Genomic DNA, 24,026 nt, shown 5'->3' on the forward strand with positions numbered 1-24,026 from the left:
CCGAGACACGTGGCCGCGTCACTGGCTTATTCGCGGCATTGTTCTTTGTTGGCGGCGCAGACGGCGCGGCATCGGCCCCTCGACTGGACCTTAGTTTGTGCGGCCGCGGCCATCTTTGCGTGGCCGGTCTCATCACGGACGTCGCTATCAAGACCGCCTCTCATAATCGACACGGCTTAGGATGCACTGATGAAAGGCCTATGTATGAAGCTGATCGGAACATATCTGTCGCCTTACGCAAGACGGGTCGCTGCCGCCCTGATCTCCCGCGACGTGACCTTCGAACATGACTCCGTGAACGGATATCGAGAGTTTGAGATCGCCAGCCGATATAATCCGTTGGCCATGGTGCCCTCCCTTGTGCTCGACGATGGAGAGGTCTTGATCGACAGTACGGCTATCCTCGACTATCTCAACGAGTTGGCTCCTGCGGAGCCGCTGATCCCCAAAGAGTCAAAAGCGCGAAGAACGACGCTGAAACTCGCATCGATCGGCTACGGCATCTATGAGAAGGCACGCAGTCTTGCGTTCAGGGGGCGCGATGTTCCTGAACCTGAGGCCGACCGATGGAGGGCGCAAATCGTCGGAGGCTTGCGATCGTTGGATGAAGCAGCGCGCGAAGGGGGACCATTGAGAACGACCCCGTTGGACGCCGCAGCAATCACTGCCATCGTCGCAGTGGAATACCTAGCGCGAAGAACGCCAGATCTAGATGTCGCTTCCGTGGCACCGGCTTTGGCTCAGTTCGCAACAGAATATTACAACGCGCCGCCATTCGCGCTGACAAGGTCGGTCGCTTAAGGTGCTTGGAGGAAGATGATGGATAAGATCGCTCTCATTGTGGGGGTTGGCGGTGCGACCGGCGCATCGCTTTCACGACGTTTCGCTCGCGGGGACTATCGTGTGGCTATGATCGCTCGCAGTGCCGATCGGCTCGCCGCACTCGAAACTCAAATACCGCGTTCGCGCGGTTATGCCTGCGATGTCGCTGACCTTGCCCGACTGGCCGATGTCGTCAAGCGCGTGCAGGCTGAGCTGGGCCCACCCCATGTACTCATCCATAACGCAGTCGGTGCGACATTCGCCAAGATTTTCGACGCATCAATCACAGATCTCGAGCGGAACTTTCGAGTGAACACGACGTCGCTCTTTTTTCTCACTCAGAAGCTCGCGCCAGCGATGATCGACCGGGGAGAAGGCGCAATCATGGTCACTGGCAATACGTCCTCTTTCCGAGGAATTCCAATGCGCCCGGCCTTCGCACCGACTAAGGCGGCCCAGCGCATCCTCGCGCAGTCGCTCGCTAAGGACTTGGGCCCTAAGCGAGTGCATGTTGGATATATCACTATAGATGCCGCCATCGACGCACCTTGGAGGAGGAGCACCGCTCCCTTCCCGGCTTGGCAGGACAAATCAAGCGACGATTTCGCAGATCCCGATGCGATTGCGGACGAGGTCTATCACATCGCGCACCAACATCCCTCTACTTGGTCGTTCGATCACGTCATCCGGCCTTTCACGGAGAATTGGACGATGAACTGAGCGCCATCCCAAACCTAATTCGGCTCACATGATTTCTTGAGGAGAAATGATGCGATCAATTACCGTGCTGGTTTTGGCCACAAGTGTCAAAACGTCTGGAGGCGCATTGGCTCAGGCCATAAACAAAACCGTCAAGGTAAGCAGCCTTGGCGACAAGTCGGGCCTTTAGCCAACATTGGCGGACCGGGCTCTGCTTTCGCGGCGAAGATGGCGATCGAGGATTCCGGACTGCTGGCAAAGGGCTAGAAAATTGACTTGGTCACGGCCGATCACCAAATCCAGTCTGATGTGGAGGTCAATATCGGCAAGCAGATGGATCGTAACCGACCTATCTGTTCGAGGTAAGACCATCAGAAATTAAATATCCTTTTGACTACTAGAAGCTAATCGTAACAAAGCCCACTGAACCGGCATTCCTGCCAATCGAGAAGAGCGTATGTCCCTTGGTGACGAAAAGTTAAGGCCTACGGGCCGCTGGCCGGCGGCCACATCTTTAAGAACCTAATACGCGCCTCTCATCATGCATCCTGACTCGGCATTCGAGAGCATCCCAAATAACTAAGAAGCTAGGTCTGTTTCCCGCGTCTTGCTCTCGGTTTGGAGCGTCGCCGTTTAGTATTGCCAACTGTAACCTTTCGGCTGCGCGTCGCGGAAGGAGAGCTGTGCGAACGGGCGGCTGATTTCGCCTTTAGCCATGAAAACAACAGTTGTGCGTCACGAGAAAGCGGCCTTGCAGCGTCTCTAGCAAGATAGAACGCAAAACGGGGAACCACGCTGACTTCAAACAATCGAACCAGGATACCGCTTTGCAGCTCACGCTGAATCAACGCGTCACGAGCCAAAGCTACGCCGTACCCATCGAGAGCGAACTGGATCGCAAGTCCAAACTCGTCGACCACAATACCACCGGAGAGGTCCTCGACCCTCGTACCAGCTGCCAGAAACCAATCGATCCACCATTGACGTGTCACGTCGTGAATAAGCGGCAGGTGTAGGAGAGCTTCGGGAGTATCGAACGGACCATGCTTCGCAAGAAATGACGGACTACATACGGGATATGAATTTACGGAAATTAGCAGCTCCGAGGTGCTGCTCAGCCAGTTCCCTCCTCCATATCGAATTGCAAAGTCGATCGAGGGATCCGCGAGCTCCTCCAGCTCCACTTTGCTTCGCACATTGATTATCACGTTCGGATAAGACTGCTGGAATTCCGCAAGCCGAGGCATTAGCCAGCGCGAGGCTAAGGTCGGGGTCGTCGTGATGGTCACTGGTCGACGCCGCCGATCGCTGCGCAAGTCATCGACTGCCGCGCGAATGCGTTCAAATCCTGAAAACACTCCATGAAAGAATCGCGTTCCTTGATCCGTTAACTGAACGCCACGGGCCTTTCGCACGAAGAGCCTGGAATCGAGCAGCTGCTCCAGACTAGCAATTTGCCGACTAATGGCGCCATGCGTCACATTCAGTTCGGTGGCTGCGCGCGACATGCTGCCATGCCGCGCCGCCGCTTCGAAGGAGCGAAGCATGGCGAGCGGCGGCAATCGACGGGTCTCAGAGGGAGGTGAGTTTGACATGTTATCCGAAGTCACATCTGTGGTGATTTTTATCGCAGCTGACAGTTCACTTCAACACTTACATAATCCATTCAAGTAAGACGGAGAGCCAAGCTGTGGAGTGGGTGTTGAGCGGCGCAGCCATCCAGACGAGGCGGATCGAGACACTTGCAGTGCACGCAGGGCGACGCATTGATCCGGCAACAGGCGCCATCGTGCCCCCGATCTATCTTAGCACGACATACGAACGCGCTCCCGACGGTAGCTACCCACGCGGTTTTGCGTACGCGACGTTTAACAACCCAAACCGCGCATGGCTCGAGGAAGCCGTTGCAGAAATGGATGGCGCTGCAGCAGCCATAGCGACGTCATCAGGCATGGCGGCTATTGCGAGCGTGCTAAGCTGCCTGTGCCGCGGCGAGAGAATAATCACCTCATATGAGGTGTTCCAGGGCACCGCGCGGCTGCTCAAGGATCAAGTTCGACAATGGGGCATCGAAGTTGACCTCGTGGACATCACAAACCCGGATGCGGTCGCGGCTGCGATAACCCCTCGGACACGGATGCTCTGGATCGATACACCGTCCAATCCACTCATGCGCGTGGCCAATATCGCCGTGCTGGCCGACCTCGCCCACGCAAGTAACATCCGTGTTGTTGTCGATAACACGTTTGCAACGTTCGTGCTGCAGCGGCCAATCAGCCTGGGCGCGGATGTGACCCTGTATGCAGGTACAAAGTTCATTGCAGGGCATTCCGATGTGGTGAATGGTCTAGCGGTATTTAAGGAAAAAAGCGAACTGTACGAGCGCGCGCGGGCGTTCCAGATCAACATCGGCCTGGTTCCTTCTCCCTTCGATTGTTGGATGGTGCATCGGGGCTTGAGGACCTTACCTCTTCGTATGCGCCAACACAGCGCTAACGCCCAGGCTGTCGCAACCTTCCTAGAGACTCACACTGCAATTGAGAAAGTCTTCTATCCGGGTCTACCGTCAAGCGAATGGCACGCCCTCGCGCGAAAGCAAATGCCGAGAGGCTGCGGTGGAATGATGGCCATCGCAGTAAGGAAGGGACGAGCGGCAGCCAAGCGAATCGCAGCTCGCACGAAGACGTTCATGCAGGCGGCGTCGTTTGGTGGAGTAGAGAGCCTAATCGAGCATCGAGCGTCATCTCCGATTCAAACGCGCGGTCAGGGAACCGGATTTGCAGTGCCGGACAATCTGCTCCGGTTGTCTATCGGAATAGAGCATGTCGACGATCTGATCGCAGATTTGGACCAAGCTCTTAGCAGCACCTGACGATTAGCAATCTGGACGGACATCCATGCCAACCTTCGAGACGGTCAATTACAATAGCTCTAACGGCCCTCTTTGGAACGGGGCAGGGCAACAGGGAGCCGCGATCGCACACGCGGTGAAATTGTTTTCCAGTGCACGCAAGCACAACGCACTCACGTGGGCAAATGAGAACGCGTTGGAAGAGTTCCATAAGTTGCTGAGCCTGGAAAATGGGGTGGAAAGTCGCTCGATGCCTCTTCTGGGCGTGCCGATTGTGGTGAAGGATAATATCGATGTTCGCGGCATCGCAACAACAGCCGCTACTCTAGGCCTCCGCGATGCTATCGCATCTGACGATGCGCCTGTTGTGCGCTATCTCCGCGAAGCAGGGGCCGTGGTGGTTGCTAAGTCGAACATGCATGAACTTGCATTAGGCGCGACAAGCATCAATCCCGCGTTCGGCACCGTGGTTAACCCTCACGACACCCGGTATTCGGCCGGCGGCAGCAGTGGCGGATCTGCCGTGGCTGTTGCCCTCGGCATGGTACAGATCGCCCTTGGGACCGATACGTCAGGATCGTCCCGGGTCCCGGCCTCCTGCTGTGGAATCGTAGGGTTTCGTCCGTCGTTCGATCGCTATCCGATCGATCGCGTGGTGCCAATCTCCTACAATCGTGACACTGTTGGATTGCTTGGGTCGACGGTGGACCACATTGCCGCGGTAGACCGCATACTCGCACCGATGAGATGGAAAGAAGCTAAACGCCCTGGACGACTTCGACTAGGAATTCCTTCTCGACTCGCCTGGCAGGCGGCAAAACGCGTGAGAGATGTCTTTCAGGCTGCCGTCGAACGGCTAGTTCGTGATAAGGTCGAAGTCGTAGAATGCGACATTCCCGACGTTCCGAAGCAGCTGTGGTCAACGCAGGTGAGCATCACGGGATTCGATATGCCGAGGCACCTAGAAGTATATCTTCGGCGCTGCGAGATTGATATCGCTCTTGAAGATCTGCTGTCTCAGATCAGTGACCAAACGGTAAAGAAGCGCATCAAGGAAGGCTTGGACGATCGAGACGCCGCCAAGAAACACGAAGCGGCTATGCGGACGACGCTTCGGATGCGCGCCTCCGTTCAGGCCTTGTTTGCTGAGCTTCGGCTGGATGGTCTCTTCTACCCGACCATGCCAACGACTGCTGCACGCGTCGATGAAGTGGAAACAATTCAAGTAGACGATCGGATACAACCGACAGGCCCGACCTTGTTACGGAACACTCTCTTGGCCACGCTTATTGGACTTCCAAGCATATCTCTGCCGATCGGGGTTGCTTCCGATGGAATTCCCGTCGGGGCCTTGCTTGAAGCCCTTCCCGGAGAAGACGCGGCACTTCTCGCAAATGCGAAGCGGCTGGAAACTGCGTTGCGAGCCTGAAGATAGAGATAGCCGACGGCATCGAGAAATACCCGACCTCGGAAACGTGTCCTGACTGCCGAAAGCATCTTTCGCCTGAGCTTTCTCCAGGTCAGCCCAGGCGGCGACGACGACGGCGTTGCTGGCTTCGAGATCACGGTTGCTGAGCGCCGTATCGGGCCGAACTTGCGCAATGCAGACGTCGGCCCTCTCACGATCGCTGATTGACGCATTTCCATACGTGTAAGACCTCACGAACATCGAAGGAGGTGACAGCGAGCTACGCGACCAAGACCGCGTGGGCTGCAGCGCCCGCAAACTGGACACGCGCCGCAACCAGCCCCGGTGGCGCCATGACCAAGAAAGCGGGCGCTGCGGTTTGTCGCTTGCGAGGCAGCACCGAGCGAGCAAGAGGACATGTGAGCTTATCTCACGACGCGCGACGAATTGTTTTCTGCTGAAACGGGCACGGTCGACGCGATATAATTTGCGCAACATGCGGTGTTGTCTTCGAACAACTCGCGATCCATTGTCGTGCATCAGAAGCTGGAATCGATGTCCGAACACCATAGTTCCCACCACAATCATGAGCATCATGGATCTGAACTCTCGGAAGTCGAGCTTCGTGTAAGAGCGTTGGAGTCGGTGCTAGTCGAGAAGCATTATGTCGACCGCGCAGCTCTCGACGAGATAGTTGAGTTCTACGAAAAAACCGTCGGGCCGCGGAATGGAGCAAGGGTGGTCGCCAAAGCCTGGAGCGATCCGACGTTCCACCAACGCCTGATGACAAACGCAACGGCCGCGATCGCGGAGTTCGGATTTACTGGGCGTCAAAGCGAGCACATCGTCGCCGTTGAGAATACGGCAAACGCGCACAATCTAATCGTTTGCACGCTGTGCTCTTGCTATCCTTGGGCGGTGCTGGGTCTCCCCCCGACATGGTACAAGTCGGCGCATTATCGCTCGACCGCTGTAATGGACCCCAGAGGTCTTCTCGCAAGTTTCGGCGTCAACATTGCCGAAGCAACCCGCATCCATGTCTGGGATTCTACTGCGGAGGTGCGCTACCTTGTCATACCGAGACGACCCGCCGGTACTGACGGATGGAGTGAAGAACGTCTTGCGCGGCTTGTGACCCGAAACAGCATGGTTGGCGCAGGACTTCCACTCGATCCGCGAGAGCTGCGACCATGAATGGCGGCCACGATCTCGGCGGCATGATGGGCTTTACCCCTGCGTCGCCTGCGTCGGACGAACCTCTATTCCATGCGGAATGGGAGGGACGGATTTTCGCTCTTAGTATCGCGGCCGGAGCACTGGGCGAATGGAACATCGACGCCGGACGATTTGCTCGGGAATGCCGCTCGCCGCAGGACTATTTTTCATCGACTTACTACGAGTTGTGGAGCAAGGGACTCGCAGATCTGGTCGTCTCACGCGGCCTAGTCACGCAAGAGGAGATCAAATGTGAGCGCAGCCTGGAGGCGCCCAAGGTTACAAAGCGCGGACGCCTACTACCAAGCATGGTGGTCCCGTTTCTGACGAAGGGCACTCCCTACAATCGCCCGCCTGCTTCCGAACCGGCCTTCCGTCCCGGCGACCGCGTCAAGACAAGGACAAATAGCCCAACCGGCCACACTAGGCTTCCGCGTTATGCTAGAGACAAACCTGGCACGATTGATATCGTCCACGGAGTCTTTGTATTCGCCGATACGAACGCGCACTTCGAAGGTGAGCAGCCGCATTGGTGCTACAGCGTGACTTTTCGCGGCACCGATTTGTGGGGTGATCGCGGAGACCCGAATCTTCAGGTAAACGTCGATTGTTGGGAGCCGTATCTCGTGCCCACATAGCATCATTGGCGAGGACGGGTTTTGTATGGAACGCCAATTAACAATTCGAAGCCGAGGCGCAGTGTAACGCGGCACTGATCGTTTCGGCGTGGACAGAAGGCCGCGTTCGCCGTAAAGAATCCCTTCTTGCAGATCCCGATGCTTATGTGGAAGCATGGACGCCCGACGCCACCCGTGGGGCCGCGCCCCTCGAAGTCCTCGGTGTCCAACTTGAAACCCGTTGCCGCAACCGGATGAACGGATCCCGTTGAAAGGGCCGGATTTTAGATTGGAGTGGGCCAGAGCTTCGAGCACTGCTCTAATATTATTTAGGCGCGGAAGCATCTGGCAAGATCGCCAGAATTCCAAGCGCGGGCACTCCGTTTGTCGATTTCCAAGACGACATCCTATTGTCGTTGACTGGGTAAGCTGAAATCGTCAGGGACTGACCTGAGCAGGAGAGCTTCACTGGTGCCGAACGACATCTAACTCGCAATCCCAAAAGCGGTACCACTAGGCCGGTCCGACCATTAGCTCGCCTCTCCAACTAACAATAACCGGCCCTTGGCAGGGTCATGCCAGCGCCAAGTAGAGCGAGCCCTCGCACACCCTCACCGTCACTCGAAGTCCCCCGGCGGCACTCGTTTCTGGGTCGCGCGTCCTCCGCCAAACTCGGTTGGCCGTGCGGCGTGCGGTCGGCTGCATGGTCCCACGCCTTCCGATAGCGGACTAACGTCTCTGGCCTCGCCACGCCCTTCGCCGCGACGAGCTTCTCCAGGGCTGTCAGCCAATGGAGGTAGTAGTTTTCGTCGGCGTCGGGAGCGCCGGCTGCTTGCGCACCCGAAATCTGCTGGGACAGCGCGCCCGCCCATTCCGGCCAGGTGAAAAGACCGCGTTCGTACAGCGCTAGCACCATCGCAAACGCTTGTGCCTCCCAGGGTGCCTTAAACACCGGGCCTTCGGCATCCTGCGGGATGCTCGGAACGGCCCTGGTCGCCTCGTGCGCGACTTGCGAGGTAATCGCCAACATATGGTCTTGCTCCTGATGCGACAGCGCCCGGTCGGCCGCGGTGATATGAGTGGGAATTGAGGACGAGCGAGCTGGAATGGATTTCAGGCGGCGGCTGCGCGAGGATGCAAGCCAAGCCCGGTGGAGTTCCGCCCCAGCGTCGCGTGTCAAGTCCGCTTCAAAACGTGCGCCAATTCCCGCTCGCTTCGAAAGCAGCCGCAGCCTGATAGATCGTGCTTTCCGCATAATCTCTCCCGACCAGCATAAGGCCGATGGGAAGTTCATCGCTAAGCCCGCACGGTACAGACATGGCAGGATGCCCGGTAGCGTCGAACTGCTCCACGTTGCCCATCATATCGAATGCTCGCGTCACGATTTCAGAGATAGATGCTTGCGCTGGGGGTAAGGGCGTTGCTTTTGTCGGCAACGTCGGCAGAAGCAGAAGATCGTACTTCTCAAACATTCGATCGTACGCCGCCTTCATTCGGCGCGCAATGTTTTGCGCTTTTGCGTAATGTTTCCCGTGATAGCGTTTCGAGAAGAATGATCCGGCCAGCATAGAGATCTTAAGGCTCTCCGAGAACGTATCGGCTTTCTCGCGCCATGCGGCGTGAGCCTGAAGGAGGCCGACCGTATAGAGTCCCTTCCAATTCCACCCCATGCCGTTGCCTATCATCATCTGCGCCAGTGAGCCCTCGATAGCGATGGGGGCCCACACAGCCGCCGTTGTGGGATGCTCGGGAATTGAGATATCCTCAACCTCTGCTCCCAGTCGAGCGAAGCGCTGGGCGCCTGCGAGGACCTTGTCCTTCACGTCTTTTTCCATGTTGGACAACGTGAAGCCTTCCTTGAGCACTCCGATCCTCAGCCCCCTCACTCCCTTGGTCAGCGCTTCAGTGTAGGGCGCAATCTTCGGACTGTATTGCCGTGGATCAAGGCTGTCGGCTCCCGCAAGCACTTCGAGAAGTAATGCGTTTTCCCGCACAGTCCTAGTCATGGGACCGGTATGATCGACCGTTGCTTCGATGGGCATCACGCCCGTGTAGGGCACAAGTCCAAATGTCGGCTTCATGCCGTAAATGCCACAGTACGATGCAGGAATTCGGATTGAGCCGCCCTGGTCACCGCCGATTGCCAGGTCAACTTCGCCAGCGGCGACAAGGGCACCACTGCCTGACGAGGAGCCACCAGCGGAGTAGCCCGGCTTGTGCGGATTATGAACGGAAGCTGGCACGGATGTGTGGCTGCCACCTGACAGGCAGAAGTACTCGCAGACCGATTTCCCGATAATCGTAGCTCCAGCGTCGAGCATGCGCGTGACAATAGTTGCGTCGAGATCAGGGACAAACCCCTCAAGTGAGGATGCCCCATTCATCATTGGCACGCCTGCTAAGCACACGTTGTCCTTTAGTACGACCGTTTTGCCAGCCAGCTTGCCGGTCGGCGCCCCTTTTATCTCGGTCTTTAGGTACCAGGCATTGAACCTATTTTCCTCGGGTGATGGCCGATAACCGGGCGTGCGTGGATACTTCACCACCGGCACGTTATCCGGCAAACTGTCGACAATGTCATATGCCGCACATTGACGTGCCATGAGGGTGGAATATTCCTCCGCCTGCGCAAGGGTTAGCGTGATGCCGAGATCCGCACCTACGGTTATCAGTTGATCCGGGGTTGGGCGATTGACGGCCATGATGTTCCTCCGCTAACTCGATTCATAGGAAAGCGTGCGCGCTGCTCGTCAGTGCACGGACGAGAGCGTTGGGGACTCACGAAAGGGTTACAACGGTGTTCGGATCGAACTCTCCGGTGATGCACCCTCTTTGGATCGTGAGAATCCTGTGCGACAGGGACGTGATAAACTGCAAGTTCTGCTCAACTAGGAGCATCGTGATCTCGCGCTCCTGTAGGAGTCGCAGTAGAACTTCCGCGATCTCGTCGACGATCGATGGTTGGATGCCCTCGGTTGGTTCGTCTAGCAGCATCAGTCTCGGCCGACCGCACAGGCAGCGCGCAAGCGCAAGCAACTGCTGCTCGCCTCCCGAGAGGGCTCGACCGGGTCTGTCGAGCAACGGTCGCAGGCGGGGGAAGAGACCAAGCACGTCCTCAATGACGGTGAGATCTTCCGGCCCACTATGTGTAAGACCCATGCGCAAGTTTTCATGAACCGAGAGCTCAGCGAAAATTGCGCGTCCCTGTGGCACAAAGCCCATTCCGCGCCTAGCCCGAAAATGTGTCGCAGTTCGTGTGACGTCCACATCCAAGAATCTTATCGATCCGCTCGTCGTCGGCAACAATCCCATTAGAGTGCGCAGAAGCGTGGTCTTGCCCATACCGTTGTGGCCAAGCACGCCGAGACACTGACCGAACTTGAGCTCGAGGCTCACTCCCATTAGGATCGGCACCCGGCCATATCCCGCTCGAACATTGTCTACCCTAAGCATTATGCCGCGACCTTCTTCCCGAGATACACGTCGCGAACACGGTCATCACGCATTACCGCATCGACGTTGTCCTCAATCAGGATTTGACCTTGATGGAAGACCGTGACCGTCTTTGCGATCATCCGAACGAATTCCATGTCGTGCTCGACGATGACCACTGCATGCTCACTGCTGAGACCTCGAATGATCTCAGCCGTTCGAGAGATTTCTTCGCGCGTCATGCCAGCGGCCGGTTCGTCGAGGAGGATGAGCTTCGGGCCGGCGGCCAACACCATGCCGATTTCGACCCACTGCCGCTCTCCATGCGACAATTGGCCGGCCAGCAAGCTGGCCTTCTCAGCGAGCCGTATCTTGTCAAAGATCTCCTTGATAACTCGACTGGTCGTCTGTGCTGTGTTCTTCCGACGCGCTGCTATGAAGATGTTCTCCTCAACAGATAGGCCATCAAAGACACTCGGCACTTGCGTCTTGATCCCGACACCTAGCCGCGCAATCGCATGTGGACTTGCGCCCGCAATCTGCCTCCCACAGAAGGTGATCGACCCCGTCGTGGGCGTTAGCTGTCCAGTCAACATTTTGAAGAACGTGCTCTTACCCGCGCCGTTTGGGCCGATAAGGCACCGCAGCTCTCCCTTGACGACTGACAATTTCACGCCATTGACGGCAACAACGCCGCCAAAACGCTTGGTGAGGTCTTTCGTCTCAAGTAGTGTCATAATGATCCCTACTCGGCAGCCACGGTTTCAGCGGTCTTGATGGAAGGTTGGCCTCGCATTACTCTGAGAATGACCGCCTGAACGTACTCACGAACCAGCGGGACCAAGCCCGTGGGTACGAGTAGGACAAACACCATCAATACCACACCGAGTACAAGGTTCGGGTTGACCGCTTGTTGCGCCCCGACTTCTGAGACGAGAAGTTTGACGAGACAGCAGCCAACAACCGGTCCGATTAGACTGCGAAGTCCCCCGACCATCACCCACACGACGATCTCCCCCGAGAGGGCTAGACCAAAAATGGTTGGACTCACAAATGCACCCCATGCCGTGAAAAATGCACCGGCCAGTCCTGCGACCCCACCACCCATCACGAAGATCAAAAGCTTGTAGGCCCGCGGGTCATAGCCGAGCAGAGATGCGCGAGCCTCGTTCTCACGTATTGCAACGACGGCGCGCCCAAAGCGACTTGCAAGAAAACTTGCAAGAGCTGCGTAGACCAACACCAGCGAGCCGGCCACTGCGTACCATGTCTGCGCAATGTCGAGCACCGCGCCCGGATTGAATGGCACGTTTAGGCCAGGCACTGCGGGCATGCCGTTGAATCCGCCGAGCGCCGCAATGCCGATCCGATACTCGTCGCCAGCGGTCGAATTTACGAGGTTGAATAGCACTAGCGTAACGGTCAACGTAACAACGCTGACATAAGCATCGCTAATCCTTCCGTAGAACATAAAATACCCAAGCGCGCCCGCCAGAAGCCCAGGAACTGCTACCGCAAGAGCAACCGCGCTTGTGCTGTCGCCAAAATTAATGGACGTGACCGCGTAAGTGTACGCACCCAAACCAAAGAATGCCGCTTGACCGAACGAGAGAATACCTCCGAAGCCCCAAATGAAACCCAGACTGAGCGCAAGCATGCTCAGTGCGGCAAAGCTCGTGGCCTGCATAAGCTCATATGACTCGAGCATTCCTGGCGCAAGGGCGACCAGCATCGCCATGCCAAGGGCAATTAGTACCCGACCGTAAGCAGTTGGAGACCATCCTTTCACAAGCTCCTCCGGAAAAAGCACGCAGAGAGTCCCTGCGGTACGAACCGAATCAGGATGATCGCCGAGATCAAGAGAGCGACTTCGCCAAATATCGGCGTTGTCCAATATGAGACGAGTTGGTTGATAGAACCGAAAATTGCCGATGCAGAAGCCGTACCGGCAATGATGGCTGCCCCGCCGCCGACAACCGTAATGAACGCCTTCGCCAAGTATGCCGCGCCCATGGTTGGAGCCACGCCTAACACCGGCGCAAACAGACCTCCTGCAAGGCCCGTCAGAGCCGCGCCAATTCCGAAGGCCACCATGTAGACCCGACTAGGGTCGACGCCCAGAGCGGCGGCCATCTGACGGTCCTGCATAGTCGCACGCGCGATCAACCCAAGACGAGTGTACCGCAACATCGTCCAACTGCCGATCAGCAATGAGATGGCCACAACTATGAGGACAAGCGTGTACAAACTGAACCGAAAGGCACCGATAGAGAAACCACCAAAGGGAGTCGGCACGCTCTTCATTGTGTTTCCGAACATCGTCGCCACAAGCCCGGAAAGCAGGAGACTAAGGCCCCATGTGGCAAGCATGGTGTCTATCGTCCGGCCATAAAGAAATCGGATTAGACAACGCTCGACCACAATTCCGATCAAGCCGACGACGACAGGCGTAATGATAAAGATCGACAGCCATATATTAAAGCCGGCCTGTGTCGCGACTACTGTGGAGTAGGCACCAAGCATCAAGAATTCGCCATGCGCAAGATTGAAGATGCGCATCATTCCGAAGATGACCGCAAGGCCGAGGCAAAGAAGAACGAGTGACGCTCCGCCACTCAGAACATTCAGCGCAAGAATTGCGACTAGATCCATTGCCCGCATCTCCGCACAAGTGAAGCAGATCTCGCGGCAGCCGGCCATGCGACTCCTGGAGCTACCGTTCTCTGTCTGTCGCGATCGCGGCGCAGCCCGCCGCTACCCGTCAGTTTCGATAAGACCATCACTGCGCCACTCAGATCTTGACGATGTATTGCTGCTGGTCGTTCGGCCTTTCGATCAGATTGCACACGCCCGCGGTATCCAGGGGCCTTTGGTTTTCAAAAGTATGAACGATGGACCAGGCCTTGTTCCTAACTTGGCCCAGAACTGCGTTTCGGGTCGCGTGGTGGGTCTGCTTGTCAAGGCCAACGTGGCCGGTAGGACCGTCAATCTCGAGCCCGCCCTCGATCGCTTCAATGACCTTCATGCGATCCAGGGTGCCTGCCTTTTTCACACCTTCGGCCCACATCCAGAATCCCTCGTAAGTGCAAGCCGCGAGCTCAGTTATGTATGGAATTTCCGCGCCGAACCTGTCTTTCAGCTTCTTAACGAACGTCCTACTCGCTGATGTTTCTAGTTCCTCAAGATAGCCGTACGCACCGATTATGCCCTCAGTCACCGCGGCTTCCTGGGTGTTCGTCTCGTTGATGAGACCGAATGTCGTGGACGCCATCGGGATCTCTTCTTTCATCCCGGCTGCTGCCCATTGGCGATAGAATGACGTATGGTTGCTCCCCACGAGAACCGAGAATATGAAATCCGGTTTTGCGGCCTGAATCTTGCTAATCGTTGGTCCGAAATTGGTGGCGTCCAAGGGAAAGAAATCAGTTGAGAGGACCTGCCCCCCATTCTCGGTGGCATACTTCGTCATCCACTTCGCCGTGATCTGTCCGTAGTTATAATCCGCGGCGATAATGTAAGTTTTCTTGCCCCACTTGTTCATCGAATAGGGAACGAGTTTCTCAACCGTCTGCGCCGGAGTCGTCCCCGTGCAGAATATGTTCCGGTCACACACTCCGCCCTCGTACAATGTATTGTAGAAATAGAGGACCTTGTAACGGTCGAAAGTTGGACGGATCGCCTCGCGCGAAGCCGACGTAATGCCCCCATGAACAACAGAGACCTTGTCCTTCAAAGCAAGCTGCTGAGCGTATTGGGAATAAAGCTGGATATTTGACTGAGTGTCGTAGTGAACGAGCTGCACCGGCCGACCAAGGAGACCTCCCGCCGCATTGAGTTCGTCCGCTGCGAGCGTGAGACACTGAGTCATCGGAATGCCAAGTCCGGCGAGCGGGCCGGACTGATCGTGCAAACTCCCTACAAGGACCGGCGCTTCGGCGCCCCACGCCGCGTGTCGGAAAACAGCGGGACCTGCAAAGGCACCTGCGGCAAATTTCAAAATGTCACGTCGCCTGATGTTCTTCATAATCCCTCCTCCCCAAGAGAGTCAGCCGGTTATGCTGCGCTTGCTCGAGAACGACCGTCCTTCGTCGAGCCGGTCCATAACGCGCGACCAAATTATTTGCGCAGTATGCGACTCGTGCCCAACGCCTCAACTGAGAAGAAATCGCCCAGACGTGTGAGCCTCATTCACAGCTTGCTCTATGACGGCTCTTTGCGCGTAGCGCGTCAACCAAAGGCTTCCATTCTTTTGCACGATTCAGAGGACGCACGGAGCGTTGGAGCGGATACACCAGTCATCTAGAACGCGAATGCATCTTACAGAAGAAGCGCCGAGACTTCTGAAGGAGGGTGCTTGTGGCGAATGCAGGTATGAGAGGCTGGCCGATCGCGCCGTTGGTGCTAAGCCAGCAGGAGCAGACGTTTTGAAGAGGCACGTTCGCGATTGTGCTGCCCGGTCGCTGTATCAGCGATGCCGCGCGATCCCGCGATGCGCGGATGGATTGCCAAGTACGTCTTTGGCAAAGGAAAGCTGTCAAACTTGGTGAGAGATTTTTGAAACGCCTCTCGATTCGAGAGTTGCTCTCGCATGACTGCTCCATGAGCTTGCCAACGAAGCGAGAACAATGCGCCCAGTATCGATCGGCACGCTTATCTTCAAGAATCCTCGAAGGAGATGACGGCTCAAGGACTGTATCGTCTGGGTCCTCCACGCACCAACCGAGAACCCCGCTCATAATAGGCTGTTTTTTCCTCGTTTAATCCCGATCGAGTTTCTGCAGCATTGCCAAGAGCCCAAGCGAATGCGATTTCAGCGTCGGAAACGACAGGTCGCCTGCACGATCTGAAGGCGCCAAGCCTCATCGCGGTCGGAGACCAGGATATATTCACGCCAGAAAGGGATCTTCGCGGTGTTCATCAAGCGATAAGTGGAGAGGCGTTCGCGATGTCGCCAGGCGGACACAGTCTAATCGAGGAATCCGCGCAAGAACTCTTCGAACTTCAGGTCACCTTCCTACGGGAGCACCCAATCAAGAGACGATTCGCGCAAGGTGCTCGGATCGCGTCGCATCTCGCGTGACGCCGATGGCCCGTCTGGACCAACCCGCCCGACTTGGGGCACCGACCTTATCCGTTCGAAGCGAATCCAATTTTGCGAACAATCATACCGGACGGACTGTGCCGCTGCCCTAAAAACGAGCAGGATTCGGTATCCGTCGAGGGTGCCGAATCTATCGACGCCCGTATTTCCCTCCGCGCAGCCATGTTGCAATGCGCCTACAATGTCCTGCAGTAGTTGCGCCACGTCACCGCCTGAACGAAGCTGTTACCTGGGAACCATGTCGAAGTAATAGTCCAAATCATCGATCAATATGTTCCCGCCTAAGCCGCAGCCGGCCCCAGTAGCCGTTAAAAGAGTCGTGGGACGTGGAGCCATTCACAATTGGTCCGGTGTGAGGAGCCTTGGTGACATAGTTGATTGTACCGCCGGTTGCCCCGACGCCCGACGACAGTGACGCCGGGCCTTTCAGGATTTCGACCTGCTCGAGGTTGGCCGTGTCCATCGGGCTGTCATCGTCGACGGACCGATCTTGATGCCGTTGTAGAGGATGATGAGCTGGTCTCCGGTGAAGCCGCGCATCGAAAGGATGGCCTGCGCGACCGGCGCATCTCCACCGGTCACGCTGACCGCGGCCTTTGCGGCCTCAGTCGCCGTCCTGATCCCCTGGTCCTGGATGTCTGCTTGTCGATTGTTCGACGATCGCCAGTGCTTCCCGCGATGTGAGTCCGAGCCTCCGAGCCGCGAGCCGGCTTCCGTGATCACCGCCGTGTTGAGCGGGGCGGAGCGGCATTGCTGCCCGGCTGCGCCGTGGAGGCCGCACTCGTCAGTTTGGCTTGCGCTGGACGTTGCTGCGGGCTGTGCAGATGGTTTGTTCGCCTGAGCCGAGCGCTCGGGCTGGTCGCCGCGGTGGCGGCGATACCGTGACGGGGTCTAGGAGCTCGAGGCTCCTTGGTCTCGTCGCGGTTGGCCGAGCTCCGAAGGTAATAATGCTCCACTGCGAGAGCAGCGAAGGCGAAAGGAAGCATCGACGTTGCGACGCGGGACTCATCGCTAATCTGAACGCGAGCATCCAATTCGGCCACGCGAACGACTTGGTATAGCGTCTTCTGCGCTGCTCCTCCACGTTAGCGGTTGGACTGCACTAGCTATTTCGACACGAAGAATCCCGGGAGCGTTGGCACGCGCACCAAAGCTGCAGAGGAGAGCCAAAGTTCCCCGAGCTACATCATCAACGCCGCGGAGACAACATTGGTGTTCCGAACACAAGCCTTGGGTAAGAAGGCAAACTCCGCTCGGCGATTGCAATTCGAGAGATAGCAGACAGATGATCGTTTTCCATCTTCATGACTACCTCAAGCATCGCGATCTACGTCAGTGGCTCCTCTTCATCAAGCGTATTTCGGCTCCATCATCTTTTCGCCGGCTTGGAAATGCGAGCCACGGCGTCAGAGACCAATTTTCGGTGCTCGTGTGTAGAATGTGCCAGCGCCTGAAATGCCGCCGACATCTCGAGGATGGTTTCGAAGCGGCTGGTTTGCGCCTCTCGAATGAGGCGTTTGGCCATACGCAGCTGATGCCCTGGATTTGCAGCAATCTGAGTTGCGAGTGACAACGCCTCTTCAAGAAGATGCGCCGCTGGTACTACTCTCGAGACTAAACCACAATCGAGCGCCTCCTGTGCATTGAGAGAGTTTCCGGTAAATGTCATCTCAGCCGCCTTCGATAGGCCTACTACGCGCTGTAGAAGCCAAGCGCCGCCATCACCCGGGATAATACCGATCTTCACAAAGCTCTCGGCGAATATCGCCCCCTCGCTCGCAATTCGAATATCGCACACGCAGGCGAGATCGAGCCCTGCTCCAATGGCGGGCCCGTTAATAGCCGCAATCACCGGAACTTCTAAGTTGTGCAAGGAAAGCGGGATGCGCTGAATTCCTTCCTTGTATGTATAACGTTCTTCAATTGGAGGTGTTGCTCTGCTTTCGGCACGTTCATGCATATCTTTGATGTTGCCACCCGCGCAGAATACGCTGCCGTTCCCAGTAACGATCACAGCGTTTATTGACTTGTCCCGCTGGACTTCACGACAAGCCCTCTCAATCTCGCCGTACTCGCGTTCCGATGATAAAGTGTTGCGCGTTTTCGGTGAGTTCAACGTCAGCAGTGCGATTTGGCCGTGCCTTTCGAACTTTACGAAGTCCGTCATCCGAGTCCCTTTCCTTCAACAATGCCCATGCTCGCCAAGTCGCGAATTTCCGCGCGCGTCATATCGAGGACTTTCTCGAGCACCACGACCGTGTGCTCCCCGACCAATGGTGGAGGTAACTGATACTCGACCGGGGTCTCAGATAAACGAATTGGGCTACCGACCAGGGCAACTGTGCCGGCGGTCGGATGTGGCATCTCGATTTTTAACTCGCGCTGGATGACTTGCGGGTCGCTGAAAACGGCTTGTAAATCGTTAATGGGTCCACATGGCACGCCCGCAGCCTCACATATCGCGACCCATTCGCTCATGGTCCGCTTTACGGTCGCGGCGCTGAGAAGGCCGATAATCGCTTCACGGTTCTCGACGCGACTCGCGTTCGTCGCGAATTTATCGTCCTTCGACCATTCAGGGTGCCCAACAGCGTCGCAGAGAGCAGCAAACTGACGATCATTGCCTACCGCGACGATCATGTCGCCGTCCGATGTTGGCAGGTCCTGGTACGGTACGATATTTGGATGCGCGTTGCCCATGCGCATCGGTGGCTCGCCCGTCGACAGGAAATTCATGTTCTGATTGGCCAAGCTCGCGACCTGCACGTCAAGCAGAGCCATATCGATATACTGGCCCCTGCCAGTCTGTTGACGGTGCTGAATAGCGGCAAGAATCGATACAGCGGAATACAGGCCTGTCAGAATGTCAGTAAGTGCGACGCCCACCTTCTGCGGTCCGGCTCCAGGCTCCCCTTGCTTTCGCCCGGTGATGCTCATGAGGCCGCCCATCCCCTGGATCAGGAAGTCGTACCCGGGGCGCGCCGCATATGGACCGGTTTGTCCGAAGCCGGTAATCGAACAATAGACGAGGCGCGGATTCACCTTGCTGAGGGAATCGTAATCCAACCCGTATTGCTTTAAGCCGCCGACCTTAAAGTTCTCAAGCAGAATGTCACTCCGCTCGGCCAACCGACGGATTAGCATCTGGCCAGCGGGCTTGGTAAAGTCAACGCAGACAGACCTCTTGTTCCGATTGGCGGAGGCAAAATAGGCCGACTCGGTTGTTTCTGTGCCGCCGGCGCCACGGAGAAACGGCGGCCCCCAGGTGCGAGTATCATCACCTCCGCCTGGTCGTTCGATCTTAAAGACCTCCGCACCAAGATCCCCGAAAATCTGGGAAGCCCATGGCCCGGCCAACACACGTGTAAGATCTAGGACTCTTAAACCGGCAAGTGCACCACTCATTGCGCTCACTTCGCTGATTAGGTGACAAGAAACCTCATCCGATCCTCCAATATCTGCGCGTCCCGGCCGCAACAACGATAAGACTTATCGTTGGCCTAACCGCGCCGCTGGTTGGAAAGGGCTCGAGATATGTCCTCTCCGCCTAGATATTGGAGCCGGCTAACCCGTATATATTGGGCGTAGAAAAAGTGCCGGGGCGCAGGACCCCGGCAGTTTCAGGAGGGAACGCCCAAGCGGGCCTCTTTGAGGTAAGCGACCTGATCGCTCACTCCCATTGGGGGGACGGAAAGGTGAGCCAAAAAGTGGTCACTTCTTTCCGCCGGTGAGCGACGAGGACGGCTCGCCTTCATCCTAGGCTGTCGCCCACAAATACTGACGCCAGATTGTCACCATTTCTCGGCGAACGGACGGATTACAATGTCAAACGTCCACGCGGAGGACTCCTGGTGCGCAATGCGATATACCTCTTCAGCAATCGCATCGGGACGAACGAACCATTCTTCTCGCGCCTTTGACCAGTCAGCGGGCGGTGGATGCCAAGAAGGGGGCTTGCGGCCACCTTCGCTGAGCCAAGGGGACTCAATAGATCCATCGATCGTCACATAACCGACGTGCACCCGGTGAGGCCACAGCGTACGAGCAAGCGACTCCGCAAGAATGCGTTGAGCCGCCTTGGTCGGCGCAAACAGCGTGTAGTTGGGGACCCCACGGAGCGAGGACGTGTTACCGGTGACGACAATAGAACCGCTCCCCGCCGTAACCATATCCGGCGCGACATTTCGAGCCAGATAAAGTAATGCGGTCGTATTCACCCGAAAGTTGCGCTCCAATTCCGCGGGATTCGTCTCAAGAAATGTTCCGAAGGTCGCCGAGACGGCGTTATGGACGACTACCGAGGGCTTTCCGAGGTCATTGCGCACCTCAGCGATGGTTCTTGCCAGCGCATCCAGATCGGACACATCACATACATATGCCTTACTATGCGCAATCTGCTGCTCCAGCTCTTTCAAGCGGTCGCGGCTACGCGCAAGCATTGCAACTGCATAACCATCACGCGCAAAGCGGCGACTGATAGCCGCGCCTGTCGCACCCCCGACACCCGTTACGAGACAGACCTTGCTTGTCATATATCATGCTCATCAAATGGAAGGACGTGTACGCGCGAAGGCTGCCTCACCTGCCAATGCCGACGCCAACTTCGCGAGCGCTGGCGCAACGTCAGCAGGGCGGAAGCCCGGGTACCATCGAGGGGTGTACTCGAACGCAACAACAGCAGAAATTGTCGCAGCGTTGAGACCTGCGCCGATCGCTCCACCCGCGCCCGAGGCGGCGTCGAGCGCCTTGAAGCCACCGACAATCTGCAGCCGATAGCGCTCGAGCAAATCTGGCTGAGCAGATCCGACCGGTCGCTTCTGCTCACTATAGTGCGCGGTGACCTGCTCGCAGACGGTGTTCGCTATGGCGGACAGGCGAAGCACATCCCGGCGTGCCGATCCAGACTCCGGAATCAGGGCCCGCTCCGGTCCAACCAGCTCGTCAAGGTAGTCAAAAATTGCTGCGCTATCGAATAGACGCTCACCGTCATCGAGTTCAAGGATCGGCACCTTTCCGACAGGGTTAAGTTCTCTTGCCCTGGCAGGATTGGCATAGCCGTTGAGATCTTCGTGCTCATATTCGATATCTCGCGAAACCAAGGCGGCTGCCACGCGACGGGCATAGGGAGAGACATATGTCCCGATGAGCTTCATTGTTGATCTCCAATTAGGTGCATATGCACTATCTTTAGATTGCTCAAATTCACGCGTCAATAGATTTTGACGATACGCTGGAAAACTAGGAAGCTTGTATTAAAATGCATATGCACCTATAATTTTGGTGCACCCCTAAGGAGAAACTCTGTGCCCGACCGATCGGCTTTGTCAGACTCCCTGGCATGCAATTGCTCCGCACTGCGGAAGGCGACAAGACGTGTGAGCGTGTTGTACGATCGTTACCTGGCCCGCTGCAGCTTGACGATCGGCCAATATGCAATCCTTGCCGAGATTGCGTGCCGCCCAAATGATGACCCTCCCACCCTCGGGGCACTTGCGGAGGCACTCGTGATGGATAGGACGGCGCTGAGCCATACGTTGAAACCGCTGGAGCGTGATGGCCTCGTGCGCGTTGGCCGCGATCAGCGCGATCGCCGCGTCAAACTCATCCGCCTGACCGCGCGCGGGCGGGACCGGGCCGCTGTGGCACGATCCTGTTGGGCTGAAGCGCAAGTCCACTTTTCCGAAGCGTTCGGCGAAGATCAGGCGATTGCGCTACGAGCGCTTCTGAGAATGGTTGCGGACTCCGACTTTGGCTCTGCTCAATTCTGAGCTAATCGAGGTTGTCCACGTTGGACCACCACGCCCCATACTGCCGGCCGCCGCCGTCTGTCCTTGATAGGGCGCCCGCACCATGAAGATGGGCTCCGGGTCGATCGACAGGCCGCAACAGAGGTAACTTAGCCGGCTGAGGTTCTCCAAAGATGGTCTAATCGGGTCACATGGAAATTTGGCAGACCTGGCCAGCATGGTTAGGATCGCAATTTACTGGTCGACTTATGTCCTGCAAGTAAGATGCTGGGAAGAGAAGAACGTGGTCCAGATCAGGGCTGGAAGCCGAGCTTCGCGAGGCAGGACCGGTCCATGGGCTCCGCGGCTCGTTCAAATGGCCAGACACAGCATCGTTCTCGTGCCGGGAACGATCGAGGATCAGGCACACGTGATCCGAGTGCTAGGAACGTGACGGTTCAATGTTTTTCTTACCTTCAATGTGGGATGATCGTTACGAACGCGATCCTGAGACTGACATTGCGTATGCGCATGCGAGAAGTATCTGCCCGCCGATTCGATCGATGCTGGACCATTATGCAATGCGATCGAAGGATCACGTTGACGTCCGAGCGGATGATGCTGCCGACGTGACCAACGAGCTATCCGTCATTTGTGCGGCGTCCAAGTCGCATCAGGCCCGCTTCAATCGCTGCGATCTCCCGCTCGATCTGTCGGACCGTCGACATGTGATCGGGCTCGTCTTCCGGTTCTAGGTCGCGGACTAATTGTTGGCGCTGCATTCGAAGGTCTTCGAGAGCGTCGCAATCCTCCGACTGCACGCAATGCTCTACAATCAGCTCGATAGCTTTTGCCATTAGGAAAAGTTCCCGAGCGGGTTCATCCGTATCGCCGCGACCGCTCATCCGGTCAACCGTTCGAGGCCAGCGCACGACAATCGCATCTTTCTGGGTCAACAATGCCCAAATCTTGCCTGAGCCAGCCATTGCGGCCTGTTTGATGCCGATCTTATCGCATGGGTTGGCCATTTCACTGAACCTCATCAATTGATGGTCGGCCTATCTTCCCTTTGCCGCCAAGCTGAACCACCCGATTTCCGTGATAGACGGGCCCTTCCGACTCAGTTAGACGATCACAACCCATCGGGCGGAAGTCCAGTTGTGCTTGCCATCATCGGCCGTGCGCGCTCGCCCTCGCGATAGAACACGTAGAGACCGGACAGCACGATAATCGCGGCGCCCGTCACCATCATGGCGTCGGGCCTGTCGCCGAACACGAGATATCCGAGCAGCATGGCCCAGAGTACCGCGGAGTACCGGAACGGCGCCACCGCTGAGATATCGCCGGTTCGGAGCGCCATAATGATACACTGATAGCCGATCAAGAGAAGAATCGCAGCGAACCCCAACAGAGCGAGCGCGCGGCCGGATGGCGGCGTCCAGCCGCCGAGCGGAACCAGTATTGCCGCTCCGGCGATTGTAACGCTGACGGCGGTCAACAGGGTGACGAACAGTGACGGAATTGGCGCGGGTATCCGCTTGGTCGCGAGATCGCGTATAGCGGAGAAGATTACTGAGATCAGCGCGAGCAGCGAAAACTGGTTGAATCCCTCGCCCCCCGGCCGAACGATAATGAGAACGCCGGTAAAACCGGCCGCTATCGCCAGCCAGCGCCGCCAATCGACAGGTTCACCGAACGTCAGGGCCGCGCCGAACGTGATGGCCAGTGGCAGCACCTGAAGGATCGCGGTGGCATTCGCCAGAGGCAAGTTCACGATCGCCGCCAGCAACAATATCGTTCCGCCGACTTCACCAGCCATCCGCAGCAGAACCGCCTTGACCAACAGCGTGCGTAACGGCCGCAACGCCCGCTGATGCGAAGCAAGCGCTGCGATTAGAATAATCGCGAACAAGCCTCGCAGCAGCATAACCTGGCCGAAATTCATCTCGGCCGACACCGCCTTGGTGATCGCGTCGTTTATGTTGAAAGTTGCCATGGCAGAAGCCATCAGCACGCTTCCGCGAACATTCGGGGAAAGGGCCAAATTAGTTTCCAAGTCGGACTATGCGGCAACGCCTGACCATCGCAACAACGTGGTGCGATCCGAACGGTGCTGCGCTGATTATCTTAGCTCGCACTGGACTCCGCGAGTGAG

20 protein-coding genes and 3 pseudogenes are annotated in these 24,026 nt (G+C 57.0%); 8 read left to right on the forward strand and 15 right to left on the reverse strand.

All coding sequences use genetic code 11. The features are described 5' to 3' along the window. Positions 1 to 204 precede the first annotated feature (204 nt). Together ACWAT4_RS30955 and ACWAT4_RS30960 are read left to right on the forward strand one after the other, a co-directional pair. Entirely contained in the window at positions 205 to 801 is a 597-nt protein-coding gene (locus ACWAT4_RS30955; protein ID WP_449728833.1) for a glutathione S-transferase N-terminal domain-containing protein, read from the forward strand. A gap of 15 nt (positions 802 to 816) precedes the next feature. After that, positions 817 to 1,542: an SDR family NAD(P)-dependent oxidoreductase gene (locus ACWAT4_RS30960; RefSeq protein WP_449728834.1), complete on the forward strand. Its 726-nt coding sequence runs from the start codon at positions 817 to 819 to the stop codon at positions 1,540 to 1,542. 566 nt (positions 1,543 to 2,108) lie between these two features. Here the strand turns inward: ACWAT4_RS30960 and ACWAT4_RS30965 are convergent. Further along, on the reverse strand, positions 2,109 to 3,083 hold the full coding sequence (locus tag ACWAT4_RS30965; protein WP_449728835.1) for a LysR substrate-binding domain-containing protein: 975 nt from the start codon (positions 3,081 to 3,083) through the stop codon (positions 2,109 to 2,111). 140 nt (positions 3,084 to 3,223) lie between these two features. On the opposite strand from ACWAT4_RS30965, the gene ACWAT4_RS30970 reads away from it, so the two are divergent. The 4 genes from ACWAT4_RS30970 to nthB all read left to right on the forward strand — a co-directional run bounded on the left by ACWAT4_RS30970 (position 3,224) and on the right by nthB (position 7,633). Beyond that, positions 3,224 to 4,393, forward strand: a complete 1,170-nt coding sequence (locus tag ACWAT4_RS30970) for a trans-sulfuration enzyme family protein (protein ID WP_449728836.1) — start codon at positions 3,224 to 3,226, stop codon at positions 4,391 to 4,393. Between the two features lie 25 nt (positions 4,394 to 4,418). After that, positions 4,419 to 5,801 (forward strand): amidase family protein, encoded by a 1,383-nt coding sequence (locus ACWAT4_RS30975; protein ID WP_449728837.1) that lies wholly within the window; start codon positions 4,419 to 4,421, stop codon positions 5,799 to 5,801. A 534-nt stretch (positions 5,802 to 6,335) separates the two neighbouring features. Next, the gene (gene nthA / locus ACWAT4_RS30980) at positions 6,336 to 6,974 is read left to right on the forward strand and encodes a nitrile hydratase subunit alpha (protein ID WP_449731291.1); all 639 of its coding nucleotides are present in this window, start codon (positions 6,336 to 6,338) and stop codon (positions 6,972 to 6,974) included. Then, a complete protein-coding gene (gene nthB / locus ACWAT4_RS30985) occupies positions 6,971 to 7,633 on the forward strand; it encodes a nitrile hydratase subunit beta (protein WP_449728838.1) in 663 nt (220 codons plus the stop codon). Before nthA ends, nthB begins: the two co-directional genes overlap by 4 nt. A 652-nt stretch (positions 7,634 to 8,285) precedes the next feature. Here the strand turns inward: nthB and ACWAT4_RS30990 are convergent. The 7 genes and pseudogenes from ACWAT4_RS30990 to ACWAT4_RS31020 all read right to left on the reverse strand — a co-directional run. After that, positions 8,286 to 8,642 (reverse strand): annotated as a pseudogene (locus tag ACWAT4_RS30990) (nitrile hydratase accessory protein); the annotation flags it as partial. Positions 8,643 to 8,799: 157 nt separating this feature from the next. Further along, complete coding sequence (locus ACWAT4_RS30995) at positions 8,800 to 10,314, reverse strand: amidase (protein ID WP_449728839.1); 1,515 nt, start codon at positions 10,312 to 10,314, stop codon at positions 8,800 to 8,802. A 76-nt stretch (positions 10,315 to 10,390) separates the two neighbouring features. Next, positions 10,391 to 11,065: an ABC transporter ATP-binding protein gene (locus ACWAT4_RS31000; protein ID WP_449728840.1), complete on the reverse strand. Its 675-nt coding sequence runs from the start codon at positions 11,063 to 11,065 to the stop codon at positions 10,391 to 10,393. Next, positions 11,065 to 11,781: an ATP-binding cassette domain-containing protein gene (locus ACWAT4_RS31005; RefSeq protein WP_449728841.1), complete on the reverse strand. Its 717-nt coding sequence runs from the start codon at positions 11,779 to 11,781 to the stop codon at positions 11,065 to 11,067. Before ACWAT4_RS31005 ends, ACWAT4_RS31000 begins: the two co-directional genes overlap by 1 nt. Before the next feature lie 8 nt (positions 11,782 to 11,789). Continuing rightward, positions 11,790 to 12,782 (reverse strand): ABC transporter permease subunit, encoded by a 993-nt coding sequence (locus ACWAT4_RS31010; protein ID WP_449728842.1) that lies wholly within the window; start codon positions 12,780 to 12,782, stop codon positions 11,790 to 11,792. 47 nt (positions 12,783 to 12,829) lie between these two features. Further along, the gene (locus tag ACWAT4_RS31015) at positions 12,830 to 13,696 is read right to left on the reverse strand and encodes a branched-chain amino acid ABC transporter permease (RefSeq protein WP_449728843.1); all 867 of its coding nucleotides are present in this window, start codon (positions 13,694 to 13,696) and stop codon (positions 12,830 to 12,832) included. Positions 13,697 to 13,835: 139 nt separating this feature from the next. After that, positions 13,836 to 15,068, reverse strand: coding sequence for an urea ABC transporter substrate-binding protein (locus tag ACWAT4_RS31020; protein ID WP_449728844.1), 1,233 nt, complete (start codon positions 15,066 to 15,068; stop codon positions 13,836 to 13,838). Positions 15,069 to 15,400: 332 nt separating this feature from the next. Here ACWAT4_RS31020 and ACWAT4_RS31025 point away from each other — a divergent pair. Beyond that, positions 15,401 to 15,573, forward strand: a pseudogene (locus ACWAT4_RS31025) (IS630 family transposase); the annotation flags it as partial. Between the two features lie 831 nt (positions 15,574 to 16,404). On the opposite strand, the pseudogene ACWAT4_RS31030 reads toward ACWAT4_RS31025, so the two are convergent. The 5 genes and pseudogenes from ACWAT4_RS31030 to ACWAT4_RS31050 all read right to left on the reverse strand — a co-directional run bounded on the left by ACWAT4_RS31030 (position 16,405) and on the right by ACWAT4_RS31050 (position 21,298). Further along, a pseudogene (locus ACWAT4_RS31030) lies at positions 16,405 to 16,868 on the reverse strand (TonB-dependent receptor plug domain-containing protein). Between the two features lie 646 nt (positions 16,869 to 17,514). Further along, positions 17,515 to 18,312 carry a crotonase/enoyl-CoA hydratase family protein gene (locus ACWAT4_RS31035; protein WP_449728845.1) on the reverse strand — a complete coding sequence of 266 codons (798 nt, stop codon included), beginning with the start codon at positions 18,310 to 18,312 and terminating at the stop codon, positions 17,515 to 17,517. Next, positions 18,309 to 19,550, reverse strand: a complete 1,242-nt coding sequence (locus ACWAT4_RS31040; RefSeq protein ID WP_449728846.1) for a CaiB/BaiF CoA transferase family protein — start codon at positions 19,548 to 19,550, stop codon at positions 18,309 to 18,311. The genes ACWAT4_RS31035 and ACWAT4_RS31040 overlap by 4 nt, the downstream gene beginning before the upstream one ends. Before the next feature lie 386 nt (positions 19,551 to 19,936). Beyond that, positions 19,937 to 20,677 carry an SDR family NAD(P)-dependent oxidoreductase gene (locus ACWAT4_RS31045; protein ID WP_449728847.1) on the reverse strand — a complete coding sequence of 247 codons (741 nt, stop codon included), beginning with the start codon at positions 20,675 to 20,677 and terminating at the stop codon, positions 19,937 to 19,939. 12 nt (positions 20,678 to 20,689) lie between these two features. Continuing rightward, positions 20,690 to 21,298 carry a glutathione S-transferase N-terminal domain-containing protein gene (locus ACWAT4_RS31050; protein ID WP_449728848.1) on the reverse strand — a complete coding sequence of 203 codons (609 nt, stop codon included), beginning with the start codon at positions 21,296 to 21,298 and terminating at the stop codon, positions 20,690 to 20,692. Between the two features lie 228 nt (positions 21,299 to 21,526). Between ACWAT4_RS31050 and ACWAT4_RS31055 the strand changes: the two genes are divergently transcribed. Then, on the forward strand, positions 21,527 to 21,913 hold the full coding sequence (locus tag ACWAT4_RS31055) for a MarR family winged helix-turn-helix transcriptional regulator (protein ID WP_449728849.1): 387 nt from the start codon (positions 21,527 to 21,529) through the stop codon (positions 21,911 to 21,913). 599 nt (positions 21,914 to 22,512) lie between these two features. Here ACWAT4_RS31055 and ACWAT4_RS31060 read toward each other — a convergent pair. Together ACWAT4_RS31060 and ACWAT4_RS31065 are read right to left on the reverse strand one after the other, a co-directional pair. Then, positions 22,513 to 22,899: a hypothetical protein gene (locus tag ACWAT4_RS31060; protein ID WP_449728850.1), complete on the reverse strand. Its 387-nt coding sequence runs from the start codon at positions 22,897 to 22,899 to the stop codon at positions 22,513 to 22,515. A 104-nt stretch (positions 22,900 to 23,003) separates the two neighbouring features. Continuing rightward, entirely contained in the window at positions 23,004 to 23,879 is an 876-nt protein-coding gene (locus ACWAT4_RS31065; RefSeq protein WP_449728851.1) for a DMT family transporter, read from the reverse strand. Positions 23,880 to 24,026: the final 147 nt, after the last annotated feature.

The sequence above is a fragment of the Bradyrhizobium sp. T-1 genome (assembly GCF_053592855.1).